An 18,378-nucleotide genomic window follows, 5' to 3' on the forward strand; every position below is an offset into this window, starting at 1 on the left:
TTTATGGATGACTCGGGCGTTTATTTCGGTTGTTACGTTGAGTATTATTTCCTCTATTATTTCGCGCCGGCGCATTGTTGCGACGGGGCTGACCTTGGCGAGGACGGTGACGGCGTTTAGGCTCAGGAAGATCAGCTAATAACGCATCACTATTATATTTACTCACAGGAATAGCATGTTGAATATAGGTTTCAATTGCAGGTAAATTCAGTGCATATTCTTCACATGCAAGGCTGATTGAGTTACCACTATTTCCAGCACGTCCTGTTCTACCAATACGGTGAACATAATCTTCACAATCATCAGGTAAATCATAGTTAAAAACATGTGTTACTGATGGAATATGAAGACCTCTAGCGGCAACGTCAGTAGCAACCAGAATATCAATATTACCTTGGGTAAAATCTTCTAAAATGCGTAGGCGTTTTTTCTGAGGAACATCACCGGTTAATAAACCAACGCGGTGTCCATCTGCAGCAAGGTGCGCCCAAATGTCGTCACAACGATGTTTTGTATTGGCGAAAATGATACAGCGATCTGGCCATTCTTCTTCAATTAATGTTTGAAGAAGACGCATTTTCTCTTCATTTGAAGGATAAAAGAGTTCTTCTTTTATGCTAAAACCTGTTTTTTGCTCAGGTTCTACTTCGACATACTCAGGGTTATTCATTTGCTCAAAAGCCAGTTCTCTTACGCGGTAAGAAAGCGTTGCAGAGAACAGCATATTCATACGCTCAGCCGCAACTGGCATACGACGGAAAATCCAACGAATATCTTTAATAAAGCCGAGATCGTACATTCTGTCAGCTTCATCAAGTACCACTACTTGGATTGCGCTAAGGTTAATATGACCTTGCTTAACATAGTCAATTAAACGACCTGTTGTGCCAATAACGATATCGACACCATTGCTTAATACTTTGAGTTGTTCGTCATAGCCGTCGCCACCGTAGGCGAGACCCATTTTAATCCCTGTGTTTTGCGCAAGCTCTTTAGCATCAGAATAAATCTGTACGGCTAATTCGCGTGTTGGCGCCATAATAAGTGCACGAGGTTGATTAGTTTCATGCCCTTCTTTAGCAGGGTGCGTTAAAAGATAATGAAACGTTGAAGTTAAAAACGCCAACGTTTTGCCTGTTCCTGTTTGGGCTTGCCCGGCAATGTCTTGACCTTTCACAGTGATAGGTAACGTCAATGCCTGAATTTGTGTACAATTAGAGAACCCTTTTTTCTCAAGGGCTTCTATCACTTTTGGATGCAAGGCGAAGTCGGAAAACTTCTTTTCTGTCAAATATGTTTTGCTCATAATGTAATAGAATATCAGTTATGGGTTGCATTACAAAAGTTTATCCGCTGAAATGCAGACAGACTTTTGTTATTTAATGTTACACTGGTACGGTCAATATTATTCTTTGGAGTAGAACAATGAGCGATAAAATCCTTCACTTATCTGACAGCAAATTCGATGCTGATGTATTAAATGCAACCGGCCCTGTGCTCGTTGATTTCTGGGCTGAATGGTGTGGCCCATGTAAAATGATTGCTCCTATTCTAGATGAAGTTGCAACAGAATACGCTGGTAAATTAACAGTTGCGAAGCTAAACATCGATCAAAACCCGCTGACAGCACCAAAATACGGTATTCGCGGCATTCCTACACTGATTTTATTCAAAAACGGTGCAGTTGCTGCAACTAAAGTAGGTGCATTGTCAAAAACTCAACTGAAAGAGTTTTTAGACGAAAATATCTAATTTGATTTAGATATCAAAAATAAAGTAGGACGTTTAGACCTTGTCAGTATTTCTGTTATTGACCGCTAGACGTCCGCTTCGAAGCATGATAAGTTAGCGCCACTTACTTACATAATATATCGGATCTACTTGTCAATATGATTAGACACGATTAAATAAGTCTGAGATATTGAATATCAAGCGTACAAAGTAATAGAATTGAATAACATGATATGATATTTAATCTAATATGATATTTAATATAAGTAATCTGAATTCATCTAACCAGTCAAGTTGCCTTAGAATAATCTATAGTATTCAAGGGATATAAATTTTTCCAAAGTATGTTCCTAACCCATAAGTTGAAAGTACACTCATGCATCGCGAAAATGAATGTCACTTCTCTGGGATAAAGCAGATTGGTCTAATAGTATTAACACTCTCTAACATTATCATTTTAGTTATACCCTATGTTAGAAAGTTATAATCTGTAATTTTACACATGACGAAACTGACAGCAATTCGCTGTTATACTATTCACGTTCATAGTTCGAGAGTTACCCCGAGTTATTAAGAACCCACCATTATGAATCTTACCGAATTAAAAAATACGCCGGTATCAGAACTGATAGCACTTGGCGAAAATATGGGGCTAGAGAATCTGGCTCGAATGAGAAAGCAAGACATTATTTTCTCTATCTTGAAGCAACACGCGAAAAGTGGAGAAGATATTTTCGGTGACGGTGTGCTGGAAATATTGCAGGATGGCTTCGGCTTCCTACGTTCCGCAGACAGTTCCTACCTTGCTGGTCCCGATGATATCTACGTTTCTCCAAGTCAAATTCGCCGTTTTAACCTTCGCACTGGTGACACCATCGCAGGGAAAATTCGTCCTCCTAAAGAAGGTGAACGTTATTTTGCTCTCCTAAAAGTTAATGAAGTTAACTTTGATAAACCAGAAAATGCCCGCAGTAAAATCCTCTTTGAAAACTTAACACCTTTACATGCTAATAATCGTTTACGCATGGAACGTGGTAATGGTTCAACAGAAGACTTAACCGCGCGTGTTCTTGACTTAGCGGCACCAATTGGCCGTGGTCAACGTGGTCTTATTGTTGCTCCACCAAAAGCAGGTAAAACCATGTTGCTGCAAAACATTGCAGCAAATATTGCTCATAACTACCCTGATTGCGTATTAATGGTACTTCTGATTGATGAACGTCCAGAAGAAGTGACAGAAATGCAACGCTTAGTAAAAGGTGAAGTTATTGCTTCAACCTTTGATGAACCCGCTTCTCGTCACGTACAAGTTGCAGAAATGGTGATTGAAAAAGCGAAGCGTCTAGTTGAGCATAAAAAAGACGTTATCATCCTGTTAGACTCCATCACACGTTTAGCGCGTGCTTATAACACCGTTGTTCCTTCATCAGGTAAAGTGTTAACAGGTGGTGTGGATGCAAACGCATTACATCGTCCTAAACGTTTCTTTGGTGCGGCTCGTAATGTTGAAGAAGGTGGTAGCTTGACTATCATTGCAACAGCATTAGTCGATACGGGTTCTAAGATGGACGAAGTTATCTACGAAGAATTTAAGGGTACAGGTAATATGGAATTACACCTGTCTCGTAAAATTGCTGAAAAACGTGTTTTCCCTGCAATTGATTACAATCGTTCTGGTACACGTAAAGAAGAGTTACTGACGTCTCAAGATGAGCTACAAAAAATGTGGATCTTGCGTAAAATTATTCATCCAATGGGTGAAATTGACGCAATGGAGTTCCTCATTAATAAGTTAGCAATGACTAAGACAAATGAAGAATTCTTCGACTTTATGAAACGTTCATAAAGTGTATTAACAAAGTGATTGAGCTGAGAATAGGATTAAAATATTAAAATAGTGTGCTCTGTTACAGAATAAGTAATATCACCTCAATTTATATGCTGTTAAGCTCGTTTACTTTGTAAGAATGACGATATGATGAAAACGCCACAATAGTTTGTGGCGTTTTTTGTTTTTTATGGGTGTAATTCAATTTTAGATTGCAATATTTTAGCGAGATGTTGGTATATATATTGCATGTTTTGGTAATTGATAAAAATAGCGATGGCATCAATAAAAATAGTTAAGGAAAACTTATAATTGATGAAGGGTGGTGGGTTTTGAATAAACTCGTCGTGGTGAGGCTGGAAAAAAGAATAAAAACACATGGAAGCGTAAAATAACCAGCTATATTTATTATAGAGAACAGTACTGTGGATATACTAAAAATGAGCACAAGCGTTTTTTATGTGTTCTTATTTTCTTTCGCATTTTTATTCTTGGCTCGTAAAATTGCAAAGAAAATTGGACTCGTGGATAAACCGAATTATCGTAAGAAACATCATGGATTGATCCCTCTAGTCGGAGGAATATCAGTCTATTTTGGTATTGTTTTCGCATTTTATATTTCAGATATTTATATTCCTCATAAGGAATTGTATCTGGCATGTGCGGGACTTCTTGTTTTTATCGGCGCATTAGATGATCGCTTCGATATTAGTGTCAAAATTAGAGCAACAATCCAAGCTTTTGTTGGGATCGTGATGATGGTGGGTGCAGGGTTAAAACTCGACACTCTGGGTCATGCCTTTGGTCCTTGGGAAATGCATTTAGGGCCTTTTGGCTATATTGTTACACTTTTCGCTGTTTGGGCAGCAATCAATGCCTTTAATATGGTTGATGGTATTGATGGGTTATTAGGTGGTCTTTCTTGTGTCTCTTTTGGTGCGCTTGGTATTTTATTATATCAAAGCGGTAACTCAGCTCTCGCATTCTGGTGCTTCTCATTTATCGCAGCAATTTTACCTTACATCCTTCTAAATTTAGGGGTCTGCGGTAAAAAATTCAAAGTATTTATGGGAGATGCGGGAAGTACACTGATTGGATTTACCATTATTTGGTTATTGGTCGCATCAACACAAACTCAGCCTCGCCCTGTTAAGGCAGTAACTGCATTATGGATAATTGCTATTCCACTTATGGATATGGTGGCAATTATGTACCGTCGTTTACGTAAAGGAATGAGCCCTTTCTCTCCAGACCGTCAACATATTCACCATTTGATCATGCGTGCAGGTTTTACCTCTCGCCAAGCCTTTATTTTAATTACTGTGGCTGCTGCGCTATTAGCCGCGATTGGTATTATCGGTCAAAACCTATCATTTGTCCCTGAATGGTTTATGTTGGCATTATTCTTGCTTGCATTTGTTATGTATGGTTATTGCATTAAACGCGCGTGGCGAGTCGCTCGTTTTATTAAACGACATAAGCGTCGCTTACGTAGAGCAACACAACAGCATTAATATAAGCAGAGGTTTTTTAACGTGATGAACTCGGAAAATAACGCCTCCCGACAGGGTGAACAGCCAGATAATGAACTCGATATTCGAGGTCTTTTTTGTGCACTTTGGTCAGGCAAAAGCTGGATTATAGGGTTCGCTCTGCTTTTTGCAGTGATTGCACTCGGTGCATCTTATTTGATGCAACCTAAATGGAGTGCAATCGCAATGACAGAGAAACCAACGATTAATAACTTAGGCAGTTATTATTCGCAATCTCAGTTCTTGCGCAATCTTGATACACAGATTAATCCAGCAGCACAAACCCCAGCTTTAACTATTTCAGATGAAGCTTATCAAGAGTTTATTACTCAAATCGCGGCGTTTGATACACGTCGTGAGTTTTGGTTGCAAACGGATTATTTCAAACAGCGCAAAGAGAGTGATGAACAGGCTAATGCTGCGTTATTGGATGAGTTAATTAACAATATTCAATTTACGCCTGCTGATGAAAAAAAATTAGTTAATGATCAACTAAAACTTATCGCGGAAACTTCAAAAGAAGCGAGCCAATTATTAAATGAGTATATTGCTTTTGCTAATAAGAGAGCATCTACTCATCTTAATGATGAAGTGATAACAGCTTGGGCAACTAGAACTCAATCAATGAAAGCACTAGTTAAACGCCAAGAAATGGCAGCTCAATCTGCGTATCAACGCCAAATTAACTTATTAGAGCAATCAATTAAAGTAGCTGAGAAACAAGGTATTTCTCAAAAACAAACATCGATTGCGATTGATGAGTTACCGGATTCCAAACTGTTTCTGTTAGGTGTTCCTCTGTTGCAATCACAGCTAGAAACTTTAGTGGCAACAGGTGCTGATTTTGATAGTGATTATGATCAAAATACAGCAATGTTAGCGACCCTTGCTGTGGGCGCAAAATTACAAGATAACTTCCAAACTTACCGTTTTCTACGTACTCCTGAAGATCCTGTGAAACGTGATAGTCCTCGTCGTGCCTTTATGATGGTACTTTGGGGCGCTATTGGTGTTTTAGCGGGTGCAGGTGTTGCATTAGTAAGACGCAGTTCATTAAAAAAATAATAATAATTAAATTTTGTCATTGATGACAATAACGAGACATCAGGTGTTTCGGCACCTGATGTACTGAGTATAAGGGCATATTGCTTTCCCAAAAATAAGCGATATAACAATGAAAAAAAGAGAGCCACTGTGAAAGTGTTGACTGTTTTTGGCACACGCCCTGAAGCGATAAAAATGGCACCTTTAGTGCACGCTTTAGCAAATGATGATTCGTTTGAAGCGAAGGTATGTGTTACGGCCCAACATCGAGAAATGCTTGATCAGGTATTAAATCTTTTTGAGATCAAACCAGATTACGATCTCAATATTATGAAACCAGGACAAGATTTAACGGATATTACCTGTCGTATTTTAGAAGGGTTAAAACCGGTATTAGCGTCATTTCAACCTGATGTTGTTTTGGTACATGGTGATACAACAACGACCATGGCAGCAAGTTTAGCCGCATTTTATCAACGAATTCCTGTTGGTCATGTGGAAGCTGGATTACGTACGGGCAATCTTTATTCCCCTTGGCCTGAAGAGGCAAACCGTACCATTGCAGGGCATCTCGCAATGTATCATTTCGCACCAACAGAAACGGCAAAATTAAATTTGGTGCGAGAAGCGGTTGCAGATAAAAATATTTTTGTTACGGGAAATACAGTAATCGATGCGTTGTTTTGGGTAAGTGACAGAGTGATGGGCAATCAAACACTCTTAAATGAGCTTGCTGTAAACTATCCATTTATTCAGCCTGACAAGAAAATGATCTTGGTAACCGGGCATCGTCGAGAAAGTTTTGGTGGTGGTTTTGAACGTATCTGCCAAGCTTTAGCTGAAATTGCATTAGCACACCCAGATGTAGAAGTTGTCTATCCTGTTCACTTAAATCCTAATGTGAGTGAACCGGTTCAACGTATCCTTCATGGTATTGATAATATTAAATTAATACAGCCACAAGATTATCTCCCATTCGTTTATTTAATGAATCATGCTTACCTTATTTTGACCGATTCTGGTGGAATTCAAGAAGAAGCCCCTTCATTAGGTAAGCCAGTTCTTGTAATGCGAGACACAACAGAGCGCCCAGAAGCTGTTGAAGCAGGCTCTGTTCGTTTAGTAGGAACAGATACTAAACGTATTGTTAGCGAAGTAACCTCTTTATTGACAGACGAAAACGCGTATCACCAAATGAGTAAGGCGACAAACCCTTATGGTGATGGTCATGCCTGCCAACGTATTCTTGAAGCATTGAAAAAAAATCAGGTGACATTATGAGTTTTGAAACTATTTCTGTTATCGGCCTCGGCTACATTGGTTTACCTACAGCGGCAGCTTTTGCCTCTCGTAAGAAAAGCGTCATCGGTGTTGATGTTAATCAGCATGCAGTTGATACGATTAATAAAGGTCAAATTCACATTGTTGAGCCTGATCTTGATAAAGTCGTTAAACAAGCGGTTGAAGAAGGCCATTTAAAAGCCTATACCACGCCACAGCCAGCGGATGCTTACCTTATTGCTGTACCTACACCATTTAAAGGTGAGCATGAGCCTGATTTGGCTTATGTTGAAGCAGCTGCACGCTCTATCGCACCTGTATTGAAAAAAGGTGATCTTATTATTCTAGAATCAACCTCACCAGTTGGTTCTACTGAGAAAATGGCTGAGTGGTTAGCGGAAGCTCGCCCAGACTTAACCTTCCCTCATCAGCAAGGTGAAGATGCTGATATCGATGTAGCTTACTGCCCTGAGCGTGTATTACCGGGTCAAGTGATGATTGAACTTATCCGCAATGACCGTGTTGTGGGTGGTATGAACCGTAAATCTTCAGAACGTGCAAGCGAGCTATACAAAATCTTCCTTGAAGGTGAATGTGTTATCACTAATGCACGCACTGCAGAAATGTGTAAGCTGACTGAAAATAGCTTCCGTGATGTTAATATCGCGTTTGCTAACGAATTATCACTGATCTGTGCAGACCAAGATATCAATGTGTGGGAGCTAATTAGCTTGGCGAACCGCCATCCTCGCGTCAACATTTTACAACCGGGCCCAGGCGTTGGCGGGCACTGTATCGCTGTTGACCCTTGGTTTATCGTGTCACAAAATCCAAAACAATCTCGCTTAATTCACACTGCACGTTTGGTCAATGATGGCAAACCAGTGTGGGTTATCGATCAAGTTAAAGCCGCTGTTGCTGATTGCCTCACTGAAACAGGTAAACGCGCAAACGAAATTAAGATTGCCTGCTTTGGTTTAGCCTTTAAGCCTAATATCGATGATTTACGTGAAAGCCCTGCAATGAATATCACTAAACAAGTCGCTGATTGGCACAGTGGTACGACATTCGCAGTTGAACCTAATATTCATGAGTTACCAACAAAACTGAAAGGTATCACAGAGTTAGTATCAACAGAGCAAGCATTGAAAGACGCGGATATTGTCTTAATGTTAGTTGATCATCAACAGTTTAAAGCGATCCCTGGTAGTAAAGTCACTCAAAAATGGATTGTAGATACTAAAGGGGTATGGCGTTGAAACGCATTCTAGTTACAGGTGGAGCCGGTTTTATCGGCTCTGCTGTTGTTCGACATATTATTGATAACACCAATGACAGCGTTGTTGTGGTGGATAAACTGACTTATGCCGGTAATTTAGAGTCATTAGCAACCGTAGCTGACAGTCAACGCTATGCCTTTGAGCAAGTTGATATCTGTGATAGAGTCGAGCTCGATCGCTTATTTGCTCAATATCAACCCGATGTTGTTATGCACTTAGCGGCAGAAAGCCATGTTGACCGTTCTATCGATGGCCCCGCTGCATTTATTGAAACCAATATTGTGGGTACTTACACCTTATTGGAAGCAGCTCGCCACTTTTGGCAAGTTCTACCTGAAGAGAAGAAAACGGCATTTCGTTTCCACCATATCTCAACAGATGAAGTGTATGGCGATTTAGAAGGTACAGATGATTTCTTTACTGAAACTACGCCTTATGCACCAAGTAGCCCATATTCTGCGTCTAAAGCTTCAAGCGACCATTTAGTTCGTGCTTGGTTGCGTACTTACGGTTTACCGACTGTGATCACAAACTGCTCGAATAACTACGGCCCTTACCATTTCCCTGAAAAATTAATCCCATTAATTATCTTAAATGCGATTTCAGGAAAACCATTACCTGTTTATGGTAAAGGTGAACAGATCCGTGATTGGCTCTATGTTGAAGATCATGCTCGTGCTCTCTATTTAGTCGCAACAACAGCAACGCCGGGTAAAACTTATAATATTGGTGGACACAATGAGCGTCGCAATATTGATGTTGTTAAAACGATTTGTGCGCTGTTAGAAGAGTTATATCCAGCAAAACCAGAAGGTGTTGCTCAGTATGTCGATCTCATCACGTATGTGAAAGACAGACCAGGTCATGACCTGCGCTATGCAATTGATGCAGCAAAAATTGAAGCTGAATTAGGCTGGAAACCAGAAGAGACATTTGAATCTGGCATTCGTAAAACTGTTTTGTGGTATTTAAATAACGAAACTTGGTGGAAACGAGTGTTAGATGGCTCTTATGCAGGTGAACGTCTAGGGCTTGGGAACTGATTAAGTAAAGAAGGATAAATGATGAAAGGTATTATTTTAGCGGGTGGTTCGGGTACACGACTGCATCCGATAACCAAAGGGGTATCGAAGCAGTTATTGCCTATCTATGATAAACCCATGATCTATTATCCGCTTTCAGTTCTGATGCTTGCTGGTATTCGAGATATTTTGATCATTACAACACCCGATGACATGACCTCATTTCAGCGTTTACTGGGTGATGGTTCTGCATTTGGTGTTCATCTTCAATATAAAATTCAGCCATCTCCTGATGGTTTAGCCCAAGCCTTTATTTTGGGTGAGGAATTTATTGGTGATGATCATTGCTGTTTAGTTTTAGGCGATAATATCTATTTTGGTCAAGGGTTTAGTCCAAAACTAAAACAAGTTGCTCAACGTGAACATGGCGCAACGGTATTTGGTTATCAAGTGATGGATCCTGAGCGATTTGGTGTTGTTGAATTTGACGATGATTTTAAAGTGTTATCGATAGAAGAAAAACCAGAACAGCCTAAATCTAATTGGGCTGTCACGGGGCTGTATTTCTACGATAACCGAGTGGTTGATTTTGCCAAACGAGTCAAACCTTCGATTCGAGGTGAATTAGAAATTACGTCGATTAATCAGATGTATCTTGAATGTGGTGAGCTTAACGTTGAACTACTGGGGCGTGGTTTTGCGTGGTTAGATACCGGAACTCACGATAGCTTAATTGAAGCCAGTACCTTTGTTCAAACTGTTGAAAAACGCCAAGGATTTAAAGTGGCGTGCCTTGAAGAGATTGCTTGGCGTAATGGTTGGCTCAGTGATGACCAAGTAAGAGAAAGCGCAAAATCACTGTCTAAAACTGGTTATGGTCGCTATCTATTGGATTTATTACATGTCCGTCCTCGCCAATATTAATTATCTTGAGTGGGAAAGTGAGTATTTTTCCCTCAAAACAGGGCGTCTTGAGTTTGATACACAAGCGCCCGCGTTAACAGACGAACAGCTTGACGCTTTTGCTGTGGTTCAAGCTAAAGTCGCATCTCATGAGCTTTCTCTCATCGATAAACTCAGCCAATTAGGTTTTCAATTTGCGGAAGGTGAAATTGATTTTAAACTTTCAATTGGCACAGAAAATGCTTGTAAGAAAACGACGGAATATTGTTTTAGAAAAGCCAATGAAGATGATATCGATTTATTGATGGCAACGGCTTCAGAGGCTTTTGTACAAAGTCGTTTTAGAACACCTTGGTATCAAGAAGGTGATAGCAGTCGTTTTTATGCATTATGGGTTAAAAAAGCGGTGTTAGGCACATTCGATGATATCTGTTTACTGACTAATGATGCTGAAAATAATGTAAGTGGTTTTGTCACTTTACGCCGTCTATCTGAAAGTGAAGCAAGAGTGGGATTACTAGCGGTAATGCCCAACAGAATAGGACAAGGCATTGGTAAACAACTGATGTCGGCCGCGAAGTTTTGGTGTCAACAACAAGGTGTTTCGACCTTATATGTTGCAACACAGATCAGCAATATTGCAGCTTCGCGTTTATACACACACAGTGGGGGCTTAATAGAGAGCACCACTTATTGGTTATACAGGGGATAATATGATTCCGTTTAATAAACCACCGGTTGTCGGCACAGAATTAGAATATATGAAACAAGCTATGGAAAGTGGCAAGCTCTGTGGCGATGGCAATTTCACAAAGAAATGTGAAAAGTGGTTAGAAGAACAATTTCATTGTCATAAAACGCTGTTAACACCATCTTGTACAGCATCGCTTGAAATGGCAGCTATCTTATTAGATATCAAGCCAGGCGATGAAGTCATTATGCCAAGTTTTACCTTTGTTTCGACCTCTAATGCGTTTGTATTACGTGGCGCAACGATTGTTTTCGTTGATATTCGTCCAGATACTATGAATATTGATGAAACAAAAATTGAAGCGGCTATTACAGAGAAAACCCGCGCCATTATTCCCGTCCATTACGCAGGTGTTGCGTGTGAAATGGATACGATTATGGCGATTGCGAAAAAATATAATCTGTTTGTTATCGAAGATGCTGCTCAAGGTGTCATGTCAACTTACAAGGGTAAGGCTCTCGGTACAATTGGTCATATTGGTTGCTATAGCTTCCATGAAACTAAAAACTACTCATCAGGCGGTGAGGGTGGTGCAACGCTGATTAACGATCCAGATTTAATCAATCGTGCAGAAGTTATCCGTGAAAAAGGTACCAATCGTAGCCAATTTTTCCGTGGTCAGGTAGATAAATATACTTGGCGTGATATTGGTTCTAGCTACTTAATGTCAGACTTACAAGCGGCTTATTTATGGGCTCAACTTGAAGAAGCTGAAAAAATTAATGAGCGTCGTTTGGCATTTTGGCAGATTTACTATGATGCATTGACTCCATTAGCGGAAAAAGGCTTATTAGCGCTTCCAATCGTTCCAGAAGGGTTAGAACACAATGCGCATATGTTCTATATCAAACTGAAAGATATCGATCAACGTACCGCGTTTAATGACTACATGAAAGAACACGGTGTTTTAACAGTGTTCCACTATGTGTCATTACATACCAGCCCAGCAGGTATGAAGTTTGGTCGCTTTGATGGTGAAGATATTTTCACCACGCAAGAAAGTGAGCGTTTAGTGCGTTTACCTATGTTCTACAACATGACAGAAGAAGAGCAGCAGACTGTTATTGGTCATATTCGCGACTTCTTTGCTTAATTATGTCATTAGCCAAAGCATCAATTTGGACAGCCGGATCAACCCTGATAAAAATCGGGGCTGGTCTGCTTGTCGTCAAGTTACTTGCCGTCTCTTTTGGACCAACTGGGGTCGGGTTAGCAGGTAACTTTCGTCAATTAATCACCGTGCTAGGTGTCTTATCTGGTGCGGGTATTTTTAATGGTGTGACGAAATTAATCGCACAATATCAAGATGATGATATTCAACGCAAAAAAGTGTTGGGTACTTCATCATCCATGATTTTGCTGTTTTCCACACTATTAGCTATTTTATTTCTTCTTTTTTCTGCTCCCATTAGCCAAGTGTTATTTGGTGATGATTATCATCAATATCAGGATATTGTAAGAGTCGTTGCTTTTATTCAAATGGGGATAGCATATAGCAACTATTTTCTTGCCATATTAAAAGGTTATCGTGATGCGGCAGGTAACGCTTTATCAGTGATTGCCGGTAGCATTATTGGTGTTGTTGCTTATTATTTATGCTATTTATTTGCGGGTTATCACGGTGCATTAATTGGACTTGCATTAGTACCTGCACTTATTTTATTTCCTGCTACATTTTTAGTAGTAAAGCGTAAACGCTTCGCTTTAAGCGAGCTTAAACCCCATTGGGATAAGGCGATAGCAAGTCATCTTGGTAAGTTTACCATTATGGCGATACTGACATCGATTACATTACCCGTTGCTTATATCATGATGCGTAACTTACTTGCTGAGCACTATAGCTGGGAAGACGTAGGGATTTGGCAAGGGGTGACCAGTATTTCAGATGCTTATTTGCAATTTATTACCGCATCTTTTTCTGTTTATTTATTGCCAACACTCTCTCGATTAACGCAAAAGAGTGATATTACCAAAGAGATCGTTAAATCACTGAAGTTTGTATTACCTGCAGTGGCTGCTGCGAGTTTTATGGTGTGGTTATTACGTGATTTTGCGATTTGGTTACTGTTTTCAGATAAATTTGTCGCTATGCGTGATTTATTTGCATGGCAACTTGTTGGCGATGTTTTAAAAGTAGGCGCTTATGTCTTTGGTTATCTAGTCATCGCAAAAGCGGCACTACGTTTTTATATCCTTACAGAAGTAAGCCAGTTTGCCCTATTAACGCTATTTTCGCGTTGGCTTATTCCTGAGCATGGCGCACTAGGTGCCGCTCAAGCCTATATGGCAACGTATATTATTTACTTCCTTCTCTGTAGTTCTGTTTTCGTGATTTATTGCAGGCGCAAATGACAACTTTGATTTACGTACTAGGTTCAGACATTGTGCATCATAACAACACAATGTTACGGTTTTTTAACGACCACCTCGTGACTGAGGCGGGGTTAACGTATAAACCTCGTTTTATCGTTGCCAGTAAAAATACTTCACTGCAAGAAAGCTACCCAGCTTTAGATATTGAGTGTTTAGCTGATAAAAAGCAGGTTGCACAGAGAGTGGTCACATTGGCCAAAGCCGATACTCACCAACGATTCCTTTTTTTAGGTCAGTTTAATGCGCCTATTTGGTTGGCATTATTAACTGGCAAGATCAAACGTCATCAATTTTGGTGGCATATTTGGGGTGCTGATTTATATCAGGATTCTAAACAGCTAAAATTTAAACTCTTCTATCTTCTTCGTAAACTCGCTCAAAAGCGTGTGGGCCGAGTATTTGGTACACGAGGTGATCTGAATTACTTCGCGCAATTTAACGTTAATATTCCAGCCAGCTTGCTCTATTTCCCAACAAGAATGGATCCTGCGCTTACGGTGACAGAAAAAGCGCCTATTGATGAAAAGCAGCTCACCATTATTGTGGGTAATTCAGGGGATAGATCGAACCGCCACATTGAAGCTTTACAGGCAATTGCCGAGCAATATGGAACGCGTGCGAAAGTGATTATTCCAATGGGATATCCTGAAAATAATCACGTTTATATTGATGAAGTAGCCCACGCAGCTAGCCAGTTGCTTCCCTATAATCAGGTTGAAATATTACGTGATAAATTGGCATTTGACGATTATCTCGCGTTATTGAAAACATGCGATTTAGGTTATTTTATTTTCCACCGTCAACAAGGTATCGGCACGCTTTGTCTGCTTATTCAATTTGCTATCCCTTTTGTAATTAGTCGTCAAAATCCATTTTGGCAGGATTTAACTGAGCAAAGTGTTCCTGTTTTTTTCTCAGGAGACAAATTAGATGTTGCGCTGATTGAAGAGGCTAAACGGCAATTGCTGATGCTTGATCGCCAAAATATTGCCTTCTTTGCGCCTAACTTCACGGATGGTTGGAAAGAGTTAATTGAGATGAGTACAGGAGAGCCGCAATGACATTGGCGGAACTGGGTGGCCTAGCACTTGTTTATTTTATCTCTTTAAGTTTTATTTTATTGCTGACTTATCAAGAGTTTCGTCGAGTTCGCTTTAATTTTAATGTTTTTTTCTCAATGCTCTATCTGCTGACCTTTTATTTTGGTTTCCCCCTGACTTGTATGTTGGTATTCCAATTTGATGTCGCAGTTGTGCCCGTTGATTCATTATTATACGCGCTATTAGCCTCTACCAGCTTCTATGCTATTTATTATGTAACTTATAAGGTAAGACTGAGAAAATCGGTTGACGGCCCTTCTAGGTCGCTATTTACGATGAATAGAGTAGAAACCAACCTTACTTGGATTTTATTGGCATTAATTGCGTTTGTTACTGTGGGAATTTTCTTTCTACAAAATGGCTTTTTACTCTTTAAGCTCAAAACGTATAGCCAAATTTTTTCAAGCCAAGTGTCAGGTGTTGCGCTTAAGCGCTTTTTCTATTTCTTTATCCCAGCAATGCTGGTGGTTTATTTCTTAAAACCCACTCAACAGCGATGGATTTTTTTCCTTTGTGCAACGGTGGGTTTTGGGATCTTAACCTACATTATTGTGGGAGGAACCCGCGCTAATATCATCATCGCTTTTGCGCTGTTTTTGTTTATCGGTATTGTTCGAGGCTGGATAACCTTATGGATGCTGGTTGCCGCTGGGGTTATGAGTATTGTTGGCATGTTCTGGTTGGCATTAAAACGCTATGGCCTTGATGTGAGTGGTGCAGAGGCATTCTATACTTTCTTATACCTTACTCGAGATACGTTCTCTCCTTGGGAAAATCTAGCTTTATTACTTAATAATTATGACAAGATTGAGTTCCAAGGACTTGCACCGATTATTCGTGATTTTTATGTCTTTATTCCTTCTTGGGTATGGCCAGAACGCCCAGATGTAGTGCTGAACTCAGCAAACTACTTTACATGGGAAGTACTTAATTACCATGCGGGTCTTGCTATTTCACCAACCTTAATTGGCTCTCTGGTTGTGATGGGAGGCGTTGCCTTTATCCCATTGGGTGCGATTGTTGTAGGACTGATTATTAAGTGGTTTGATTGGCTATATCAGCAAGGGCTCAATGAAAGCAATCGTTATAAATCCGCTATTTTGCAAGCTTTCTGCTTTGGGGCTATTTTTAATATGATTGTTTTGGCACGAGAAGGTGTTGATTCTTTCGTTTCTCGCGTTGTGTTTTTCTGTTTAATTTTTGGTTTATGTTTGGTGGTTGCCAAACTGCTTTATTGGTTATTTGAAAGTGCGGGATTAGTGCGTAATTACGTGACTCGTCAAATACAAAGTGAACCTCGTTGTTTAGAGAAAAAGGAAAAGTAATGGGATCCAATTCAATTCCGAAGTATTCAATCCGCGGACATAATATCTGGGGATTTCGCGATATGGCTCATTTTCTGGATTATCTCTATGAAGGAGCACAAATAAAAAGTGGCTCTCTGATTGCCATTAATGCAGAAAAAATTCTTACAGCAGAAACAGACTCAGCACTTAATGAGCTGCTCAACGAAGCAGATTATCTTTATGCAGACGGTATTAGCGTTGTGCGGGGTATTCGTCGTAAATACCCTGATGCAAATGTTTCTCGTATTGCAGGTGCTGATTTATGGGAAGCGTTAATGGAAAGAGCGGGCAAAGAGGGAACACCCGTTTTTCTTGTCGGTGGTAAACCTGAAATTCTTTCTCAAACCGAAGATAAGCTTAAAGCACAGTGGAATGTAAATATTGTAGGTAGTCAGAACGGTTACTTTACACCACAAGATAGAGAGGCGTTATTTGAGCGTATAAAGGCCTCTGGTGCGAAGATAGTGACTATTGCGATGGGATCACCTAAGCAAGAGTTGTTTATTCGTGCATGTCGTGAAATTTACCCTGATGCTTTATACATGGGCGTTGGTGGAACTTATGACGTGTTTACAGGCCATGTTAAAAGAGCACCGAAAGCATGGCAAAATCTTGGGTTAGAGTGGTTATATCGTTTGTTATCACAACCAAGCCGAATTAAGCGTCAATTTAAGCTGTTAAAATTCGTTGGGTATTATTATTCCAATAAATTGTAATAGGGATCGTGTCTTTTTTTGTTAGATGTGACTGGTTAAATAATTTATTCCTGCTTTTATCTAGCTTCTTGATTGTTTGATTATTATACTAATGGGGCGTTTAGCGTGTTAAAACGCTCCATTTATCGACGAAATGCACAAACTATCGTCAAACAAACTTTTTTTTTCAAAAAGCACTAGACAGACAGAGCGTAAATCCGTACTATCCTTTCCCGCAACGGCGTGAAGCGCCCGTAGCTCAGCTGGATAGAGCGCTGCCCTCCGGAGGCAGAGGTCTCAGGTTCGAATCCTGTCGGGCGCGCCATTAAAGCGTGCTAAGAGTTACGGTGAAGAACGTTGTTGTAAGAAGTAATAAGATAGCTGTTATGGTGGCTATAGCTCAGTTGGTAGAGCCCTGGATTGTGATTCCAGTTGTCGTGGGTTCGAGTCCCATTAGCCACCCCATCTTATCTTAGTTATTGTTTATGCGAGGGTGGCGGAATTGGTAGACGCGCTAGCTTCAGGTGTTAGTGTTCTAACGGACGTGGGGGTTCAAGTCCCCCCCTTCGCACCAATAAACAAGATAAGAGCAGTGATGCAGACGGCGAGTAGCGCAGCCTGGTAGCGCAACTGGTTTGGGACCAGTGGGTCGGAGGTTCGAATCCTCTCTCGCCGACCAATAAGAAAAAGCCTCGATTATATCGAGGCTTTTTCGTATCTACGATTTGCCTTTTTAAAAACCGCAACACCATTTCTACTTCTACTTCTACTTCTACTTCTACTTCTACTTCTATAATCGTTACTCTTTTCATATTTTTTATTTTTGATTATGTATTCCAGATAAGAAAGCCAAAATGACGTTTTTAACAAGAATGCCGTCCTTGTCACTTAAAGGTTATTAATAATTTAATTTATTGCCGAATTTTAATCTTCATAAAAAGATAGGTAAAATACATAAAATAATTAGTTATAATTATATGAAATATAAGCTTTTTATTTTATCTGTCGGTAAATGCCAACACTTGCTATTTTTAATGTCTCCAATAAGAGACATTTAATGCATTGATTTTAAATGACTAAATAGTTAGTGTGTTTTTCTTGTCGTGAAAAAGAGACGTATATCAGACCCTATATTTTCTTTTCTATTTAGCAATAGCATGGTGAAAGCATAGGTCATAGCTTTTTTATCATTGAAAATGAGTGAAGCCGGAAAGGAAAACCAAAATTCAATAAGTTACCTTATGCCTTTTAGAGAAAGGGGATATTTTTAATAAAAAATGGAAAATTGGCATGCTTAATGCAATATCTATCTTGTAGATGCTCATTCCACTCCTTATGACAGCGTATGGCTTCATAAACCTAGGAATGATGCAGAGCCGATTATTCGGTGCCTACGTCCACGTTAACGATGAACATCATTCATCATCAACAGGACGAAACGTTGAGTGAGGCACCATCCGTCTGTAGACCTGATTGTATATTTATGCGCCTG

At 39.9% G+C, this 18,378-nt stretch carries 15 protein-coding genes and 4 tRNA genes; 18 read left to right on the plus strand and 1 reads right to left on the minus strand.

What is annotated here, in order from left to right; all coding sequences use genetic code 11:
* Position 1: 1 nt before the first annotated feature.
* Complete coding sequence (rhlB, locus tag D7029_RS00915) at positions 2–1,306, minus strand: ATP-dependent RNA helicase RhlB (protein ID WP_194951618.1); 1,305 nt, start codon at positions 1,304–1,306, stop codon at positions 2–4.
* A gap of 119 nt (positions 1,307–1,425) precedes the next feature.
* On the opposite strand from rhlB, the gene trxA reads away from it, so the two are divergent.
* The 18 genes from trxA (at position 1,426) to D7029_RS01005 (ending at position 17,565) form a co-directional block, all read left to right on the plus strand.
* Positions 1,426–1,752, plus strand: a complete 327-nt coding sequence (trxA, locus tag D7029_RS00920; protein ID WP_006535838.1) for a thioredoxin TrxA — start codon at positions 1,426–1,428, stop codon at positions 1,750–1,752.
* 565 nt (positions 1,753–2,317) lie between these two features.
* On the plus strand, positions 2,318–3,577 hold the full coding sequence (gene rho, locus D7029_RS00925) for a transcription termination factor Rho (RefSeq protein WP_023583649.1): 1,260 nt from the start codon (positions 2,318–2,320) through the stop codon (positions 3,575–3,577).
* Between the two features lie 407 nt (positions 3,578–3,984).
* Complete coding sequence (gene wecA / locus D7029_RS00930; protein WP_109410128.1) at positions 3,985–5,073, plus strand: UDP-N-acetylglucosamine--undecaprenyl-phosphate N-acetylglucosaminephosphotransferase; 1,089 nt, start codon at positions 3,985–3,987, stop codon at positions 5,071–5,073.
* A 24-nt stretch (positions 5,074–5,097) separates the two neighbouring features.
* Positions 5,098–6,156, plus strand: a complete 1,059-nt coding sequence (gene wzzE, locus D7029_RS00935) for an ECA polysaccharide chain length modulation protein (protein ID WP_194952566.1) — start codon at positions 5,098–5,100, stop codon at positions 6,154–6,156.
* A gap of 129 nt (positions 6,157–6,285) precedes the next feature.
* On the plus strand, positions 6,286–7,416 hold the full coding sequence (gene wecB, locus D7029_RS00940) for a non-hydrolyzing UDP-N-acetylglucosamine 2-epimerase (RefSeq protein WP_069369918.1): 1,131 nt from the start codon (positions 6,286–6,288) through the stop codon (positions 7,414–7,416).
* Positions 7,413–8,675, plus strand: a complete 1,263-nt coding sequence (wecC, locus tag D7029_RS00945; protein ID WP_098941404.1) for a UDP-N-acetyl-D-mannosamine dehydrogenase — start codon at positions 7,413–7,415, stop codon at positions 8,673–8,675. The genes wecB and wecC overlap by 4 nt, the downstream gene beginning before the upstream one ends.
* Positions 8,672–9,739, plus strand: a complete 1,068-nt coding sequence (gene rffG, locus D7029_RS00950; RefSeq protein WP_194951619.1) for a dTDP-glucose 4,6-dehydratase — start codon at positions 8,672–8,674, stop codon at positions 9,737–9,739. The genes wecC and rffG overlap by 4 nt, the downstream gene beginning before the upstream one ends.
* A gap of 21 nt (positions 9,740–9,760) precedes the next feature.
* Complete coding sequence (rfbA, locus tag D7029_RS00955; protein WP_194952567.1) at positions 9,761–10,642, plus strand: glucose-1-phosphate thymidylyltransferase RfbA; 882 nt, start codon at positions 9,761–9,763, stop codon at positions 10,640–10,642.
* Positions 10,620–11,333, plus strand: a complete 714-nt coding sequence (gene rffC, locus D7029_RS00960; RefSeq protein WP_194951620.1) for a dTDP-4-amino-4,6-dideoxy-D-galactose acyltransferase — start codon at positions 10,620–10,622, stop codon at positions 11,331–11,333. The genes rfbA and rffC overlap by 23 nt, the downstream gene beginning before the upstream one ends.
* Before the next feature lies 1 nt (position 11,334).
* A complete protein-coding gene (rffA, locus tag D7029_RS00965; RefSeq protein ID WP_194951621.1) occupies positions 11,335–12,465 on the plus strand; it encodes a dTDP-4-amino-4,6-dideoxygalactose transaminase in 1,131 nt (376 codons plus the stop codon).
* 2 nt (positions 12,466–12,467) lie between these two features.
* Positions 12,468–13,724 carry a lipid III flippase WzxE gene (gene wzxE, locus D7029_RS00970; protein ID WP_194951622.1) on the plus strand — a complete coding sequence of 419 codons (1,257 nt, stop codon included), beginning with the start codon at positions 12,468–12,470 and terminating at the stop codon, positions 13,722–13,724.
* A complete protein-coding gene (locus D7029_RS00975; protein WP_194951623.1) occupies positions 13,721–14,806 on the plus strand; it encodes a TDP-N-acetylfucosamine:lipid II N-acetylfucosaminyltransferase in 1,086 nt (361 codons plus the stop codon). The genes wzxE and D7029_RS00975 overlap by 4 nt, the downstream gene beginning before the upstream one ends.
* Positions 14,803–16,170 (plus strand): ECA oligosaccharide polymerase, encoded by a 1,368-nt coding sequence (wzyE, locus tag D7029_RS00980; protein ID WP_102949428.1) that lies wholly within the window; start codon positions 14,803–14,805, stop codon positions 16,168–16,170. Before D7029_RS00975 ends, wzyE begins: the two co-directional genes overlap by 4 nt.
* Positions 16,170–16,907, plus strand: coding sequence for a lipopolysaccharide N-acetylmannosaminouronosyltransferase (gene wecG, locus D7029_RS00985; RefSeq protein WP_099076342.1), 738 nt, complete (start codon positions 16,170–16,172; stop codon positions 16,905–16,907). Before wzyE ends, wecG begins: the two co-directional genes overlap by 1 nt.
* Positions 16,908–17,134: 227 nt before the next feature.
* A tRNA-Arg gene (locus tag D7029_RS00990) sits at positions 17,135–17,211 on the plus strand.
* Positions 17,212–17,275: 64 nt separating this feature from the next.
* Positions 17,276–17,351 (plus strand) — tRNA-His (locus tag D7029_RS00995).
* A gap of 22 nt (positions 17,352–17,373) precedes the next feature.
* Positions 17,374–17,460: transfer RNA gene (locus D7029_RS01000), tRNA-Leu, on the plus strand.
* Between the two features lie 28 nt (positions 17,461–17,488).
* Positions 17,489–17,565, plus strand: a tRNA-Pro gene (locus tag D7029_RS01005).
* Positions 17,566–18,378 lie beyond the last annotated feature (813 nt).

The organism is Proteus vulgaris (genome assembly GCF_016647575.1).
GTDB lineage: Bacteria > Pseudomonadota > Gammaproteobacteria > Enterobacterales > Enterobacteriaceae > Proteus > Proteus mirabilis_B.

Coding starts and splice junctions, on each gene's coding strand:
- rhlB (WP_194951618.1), bottom strand. CDS start 1,306: ATGAGCAAAACATATTTGACAGAAAAGAAGTTTTCCGACTTCGCCTTG.
- trxA (WP_006535838.1), top strand. CDS start 1,426: ATGAGCGATAAAATCCTTCACTTATCTGACAGCAAATTCGATGCTGAT.
- rho (WP_023583649.1), top strand. CDS start 2,318: ATGAATCTTACCGAATTAAAAAATACGCCGGTATCAGAACTGATAGCA.
- wzzE (WP_194952566.1), top strand. CDS start 5,098: ATGAACTCGGAAAATAACGCCTCCCGACAGGGTGAACAGCCAGATAAT.
- wecC (WP_098941404.1), top strand. CDS start 7,413: ATGAGTTTTGAAACTATTTCTGTTATCGGCCTCGGCTACATTGGTTTA.
- rfbA (WP_194952567.1), top strand. CDS start 9,761: ATGAAAGGTATTATTTTAGCGGGTGGTTCGGGTACACGACTGCATCCG.
- rffC (WP_194951620.1), top strand. CDS start 10,620: ATGTCCGTCCTCGCCAATATTAATTATCTTGAGTGGGAAAGTGAGTAT.
- rffA (WP_194951621.1), top strand. CDS start 11,335: ATGATTCCGTTTAATAAACCACCGGTTGTCGGCACAGAATTAGAATAT.
- wzxE (WP_194951622.1), top strand. CDS start 12,468: ATGTCATTAGCCAAAGCATCAATTTGGACAGCCGGATCAACCCTGATA.
- D7029_RS00975 (WP_194951623.1), top strand. CDS start 13,721: ATGACAACTTTGATTTACGTACTAGGTTCAGACATTGTGCATCATAAC.
- wzyE (WP_102949428.1), top strand. CDS start 14,803: ATGACATTGGCGGAACTGGGTGGCCTAGCACTTGTTTATTTTATCTCT.
- wecG (WP_099076342.1), top strand. CDS start 16,170: ATGGGATCCAATTCAATTCCGAAGTATTCAATCCGCGGACATAATATC.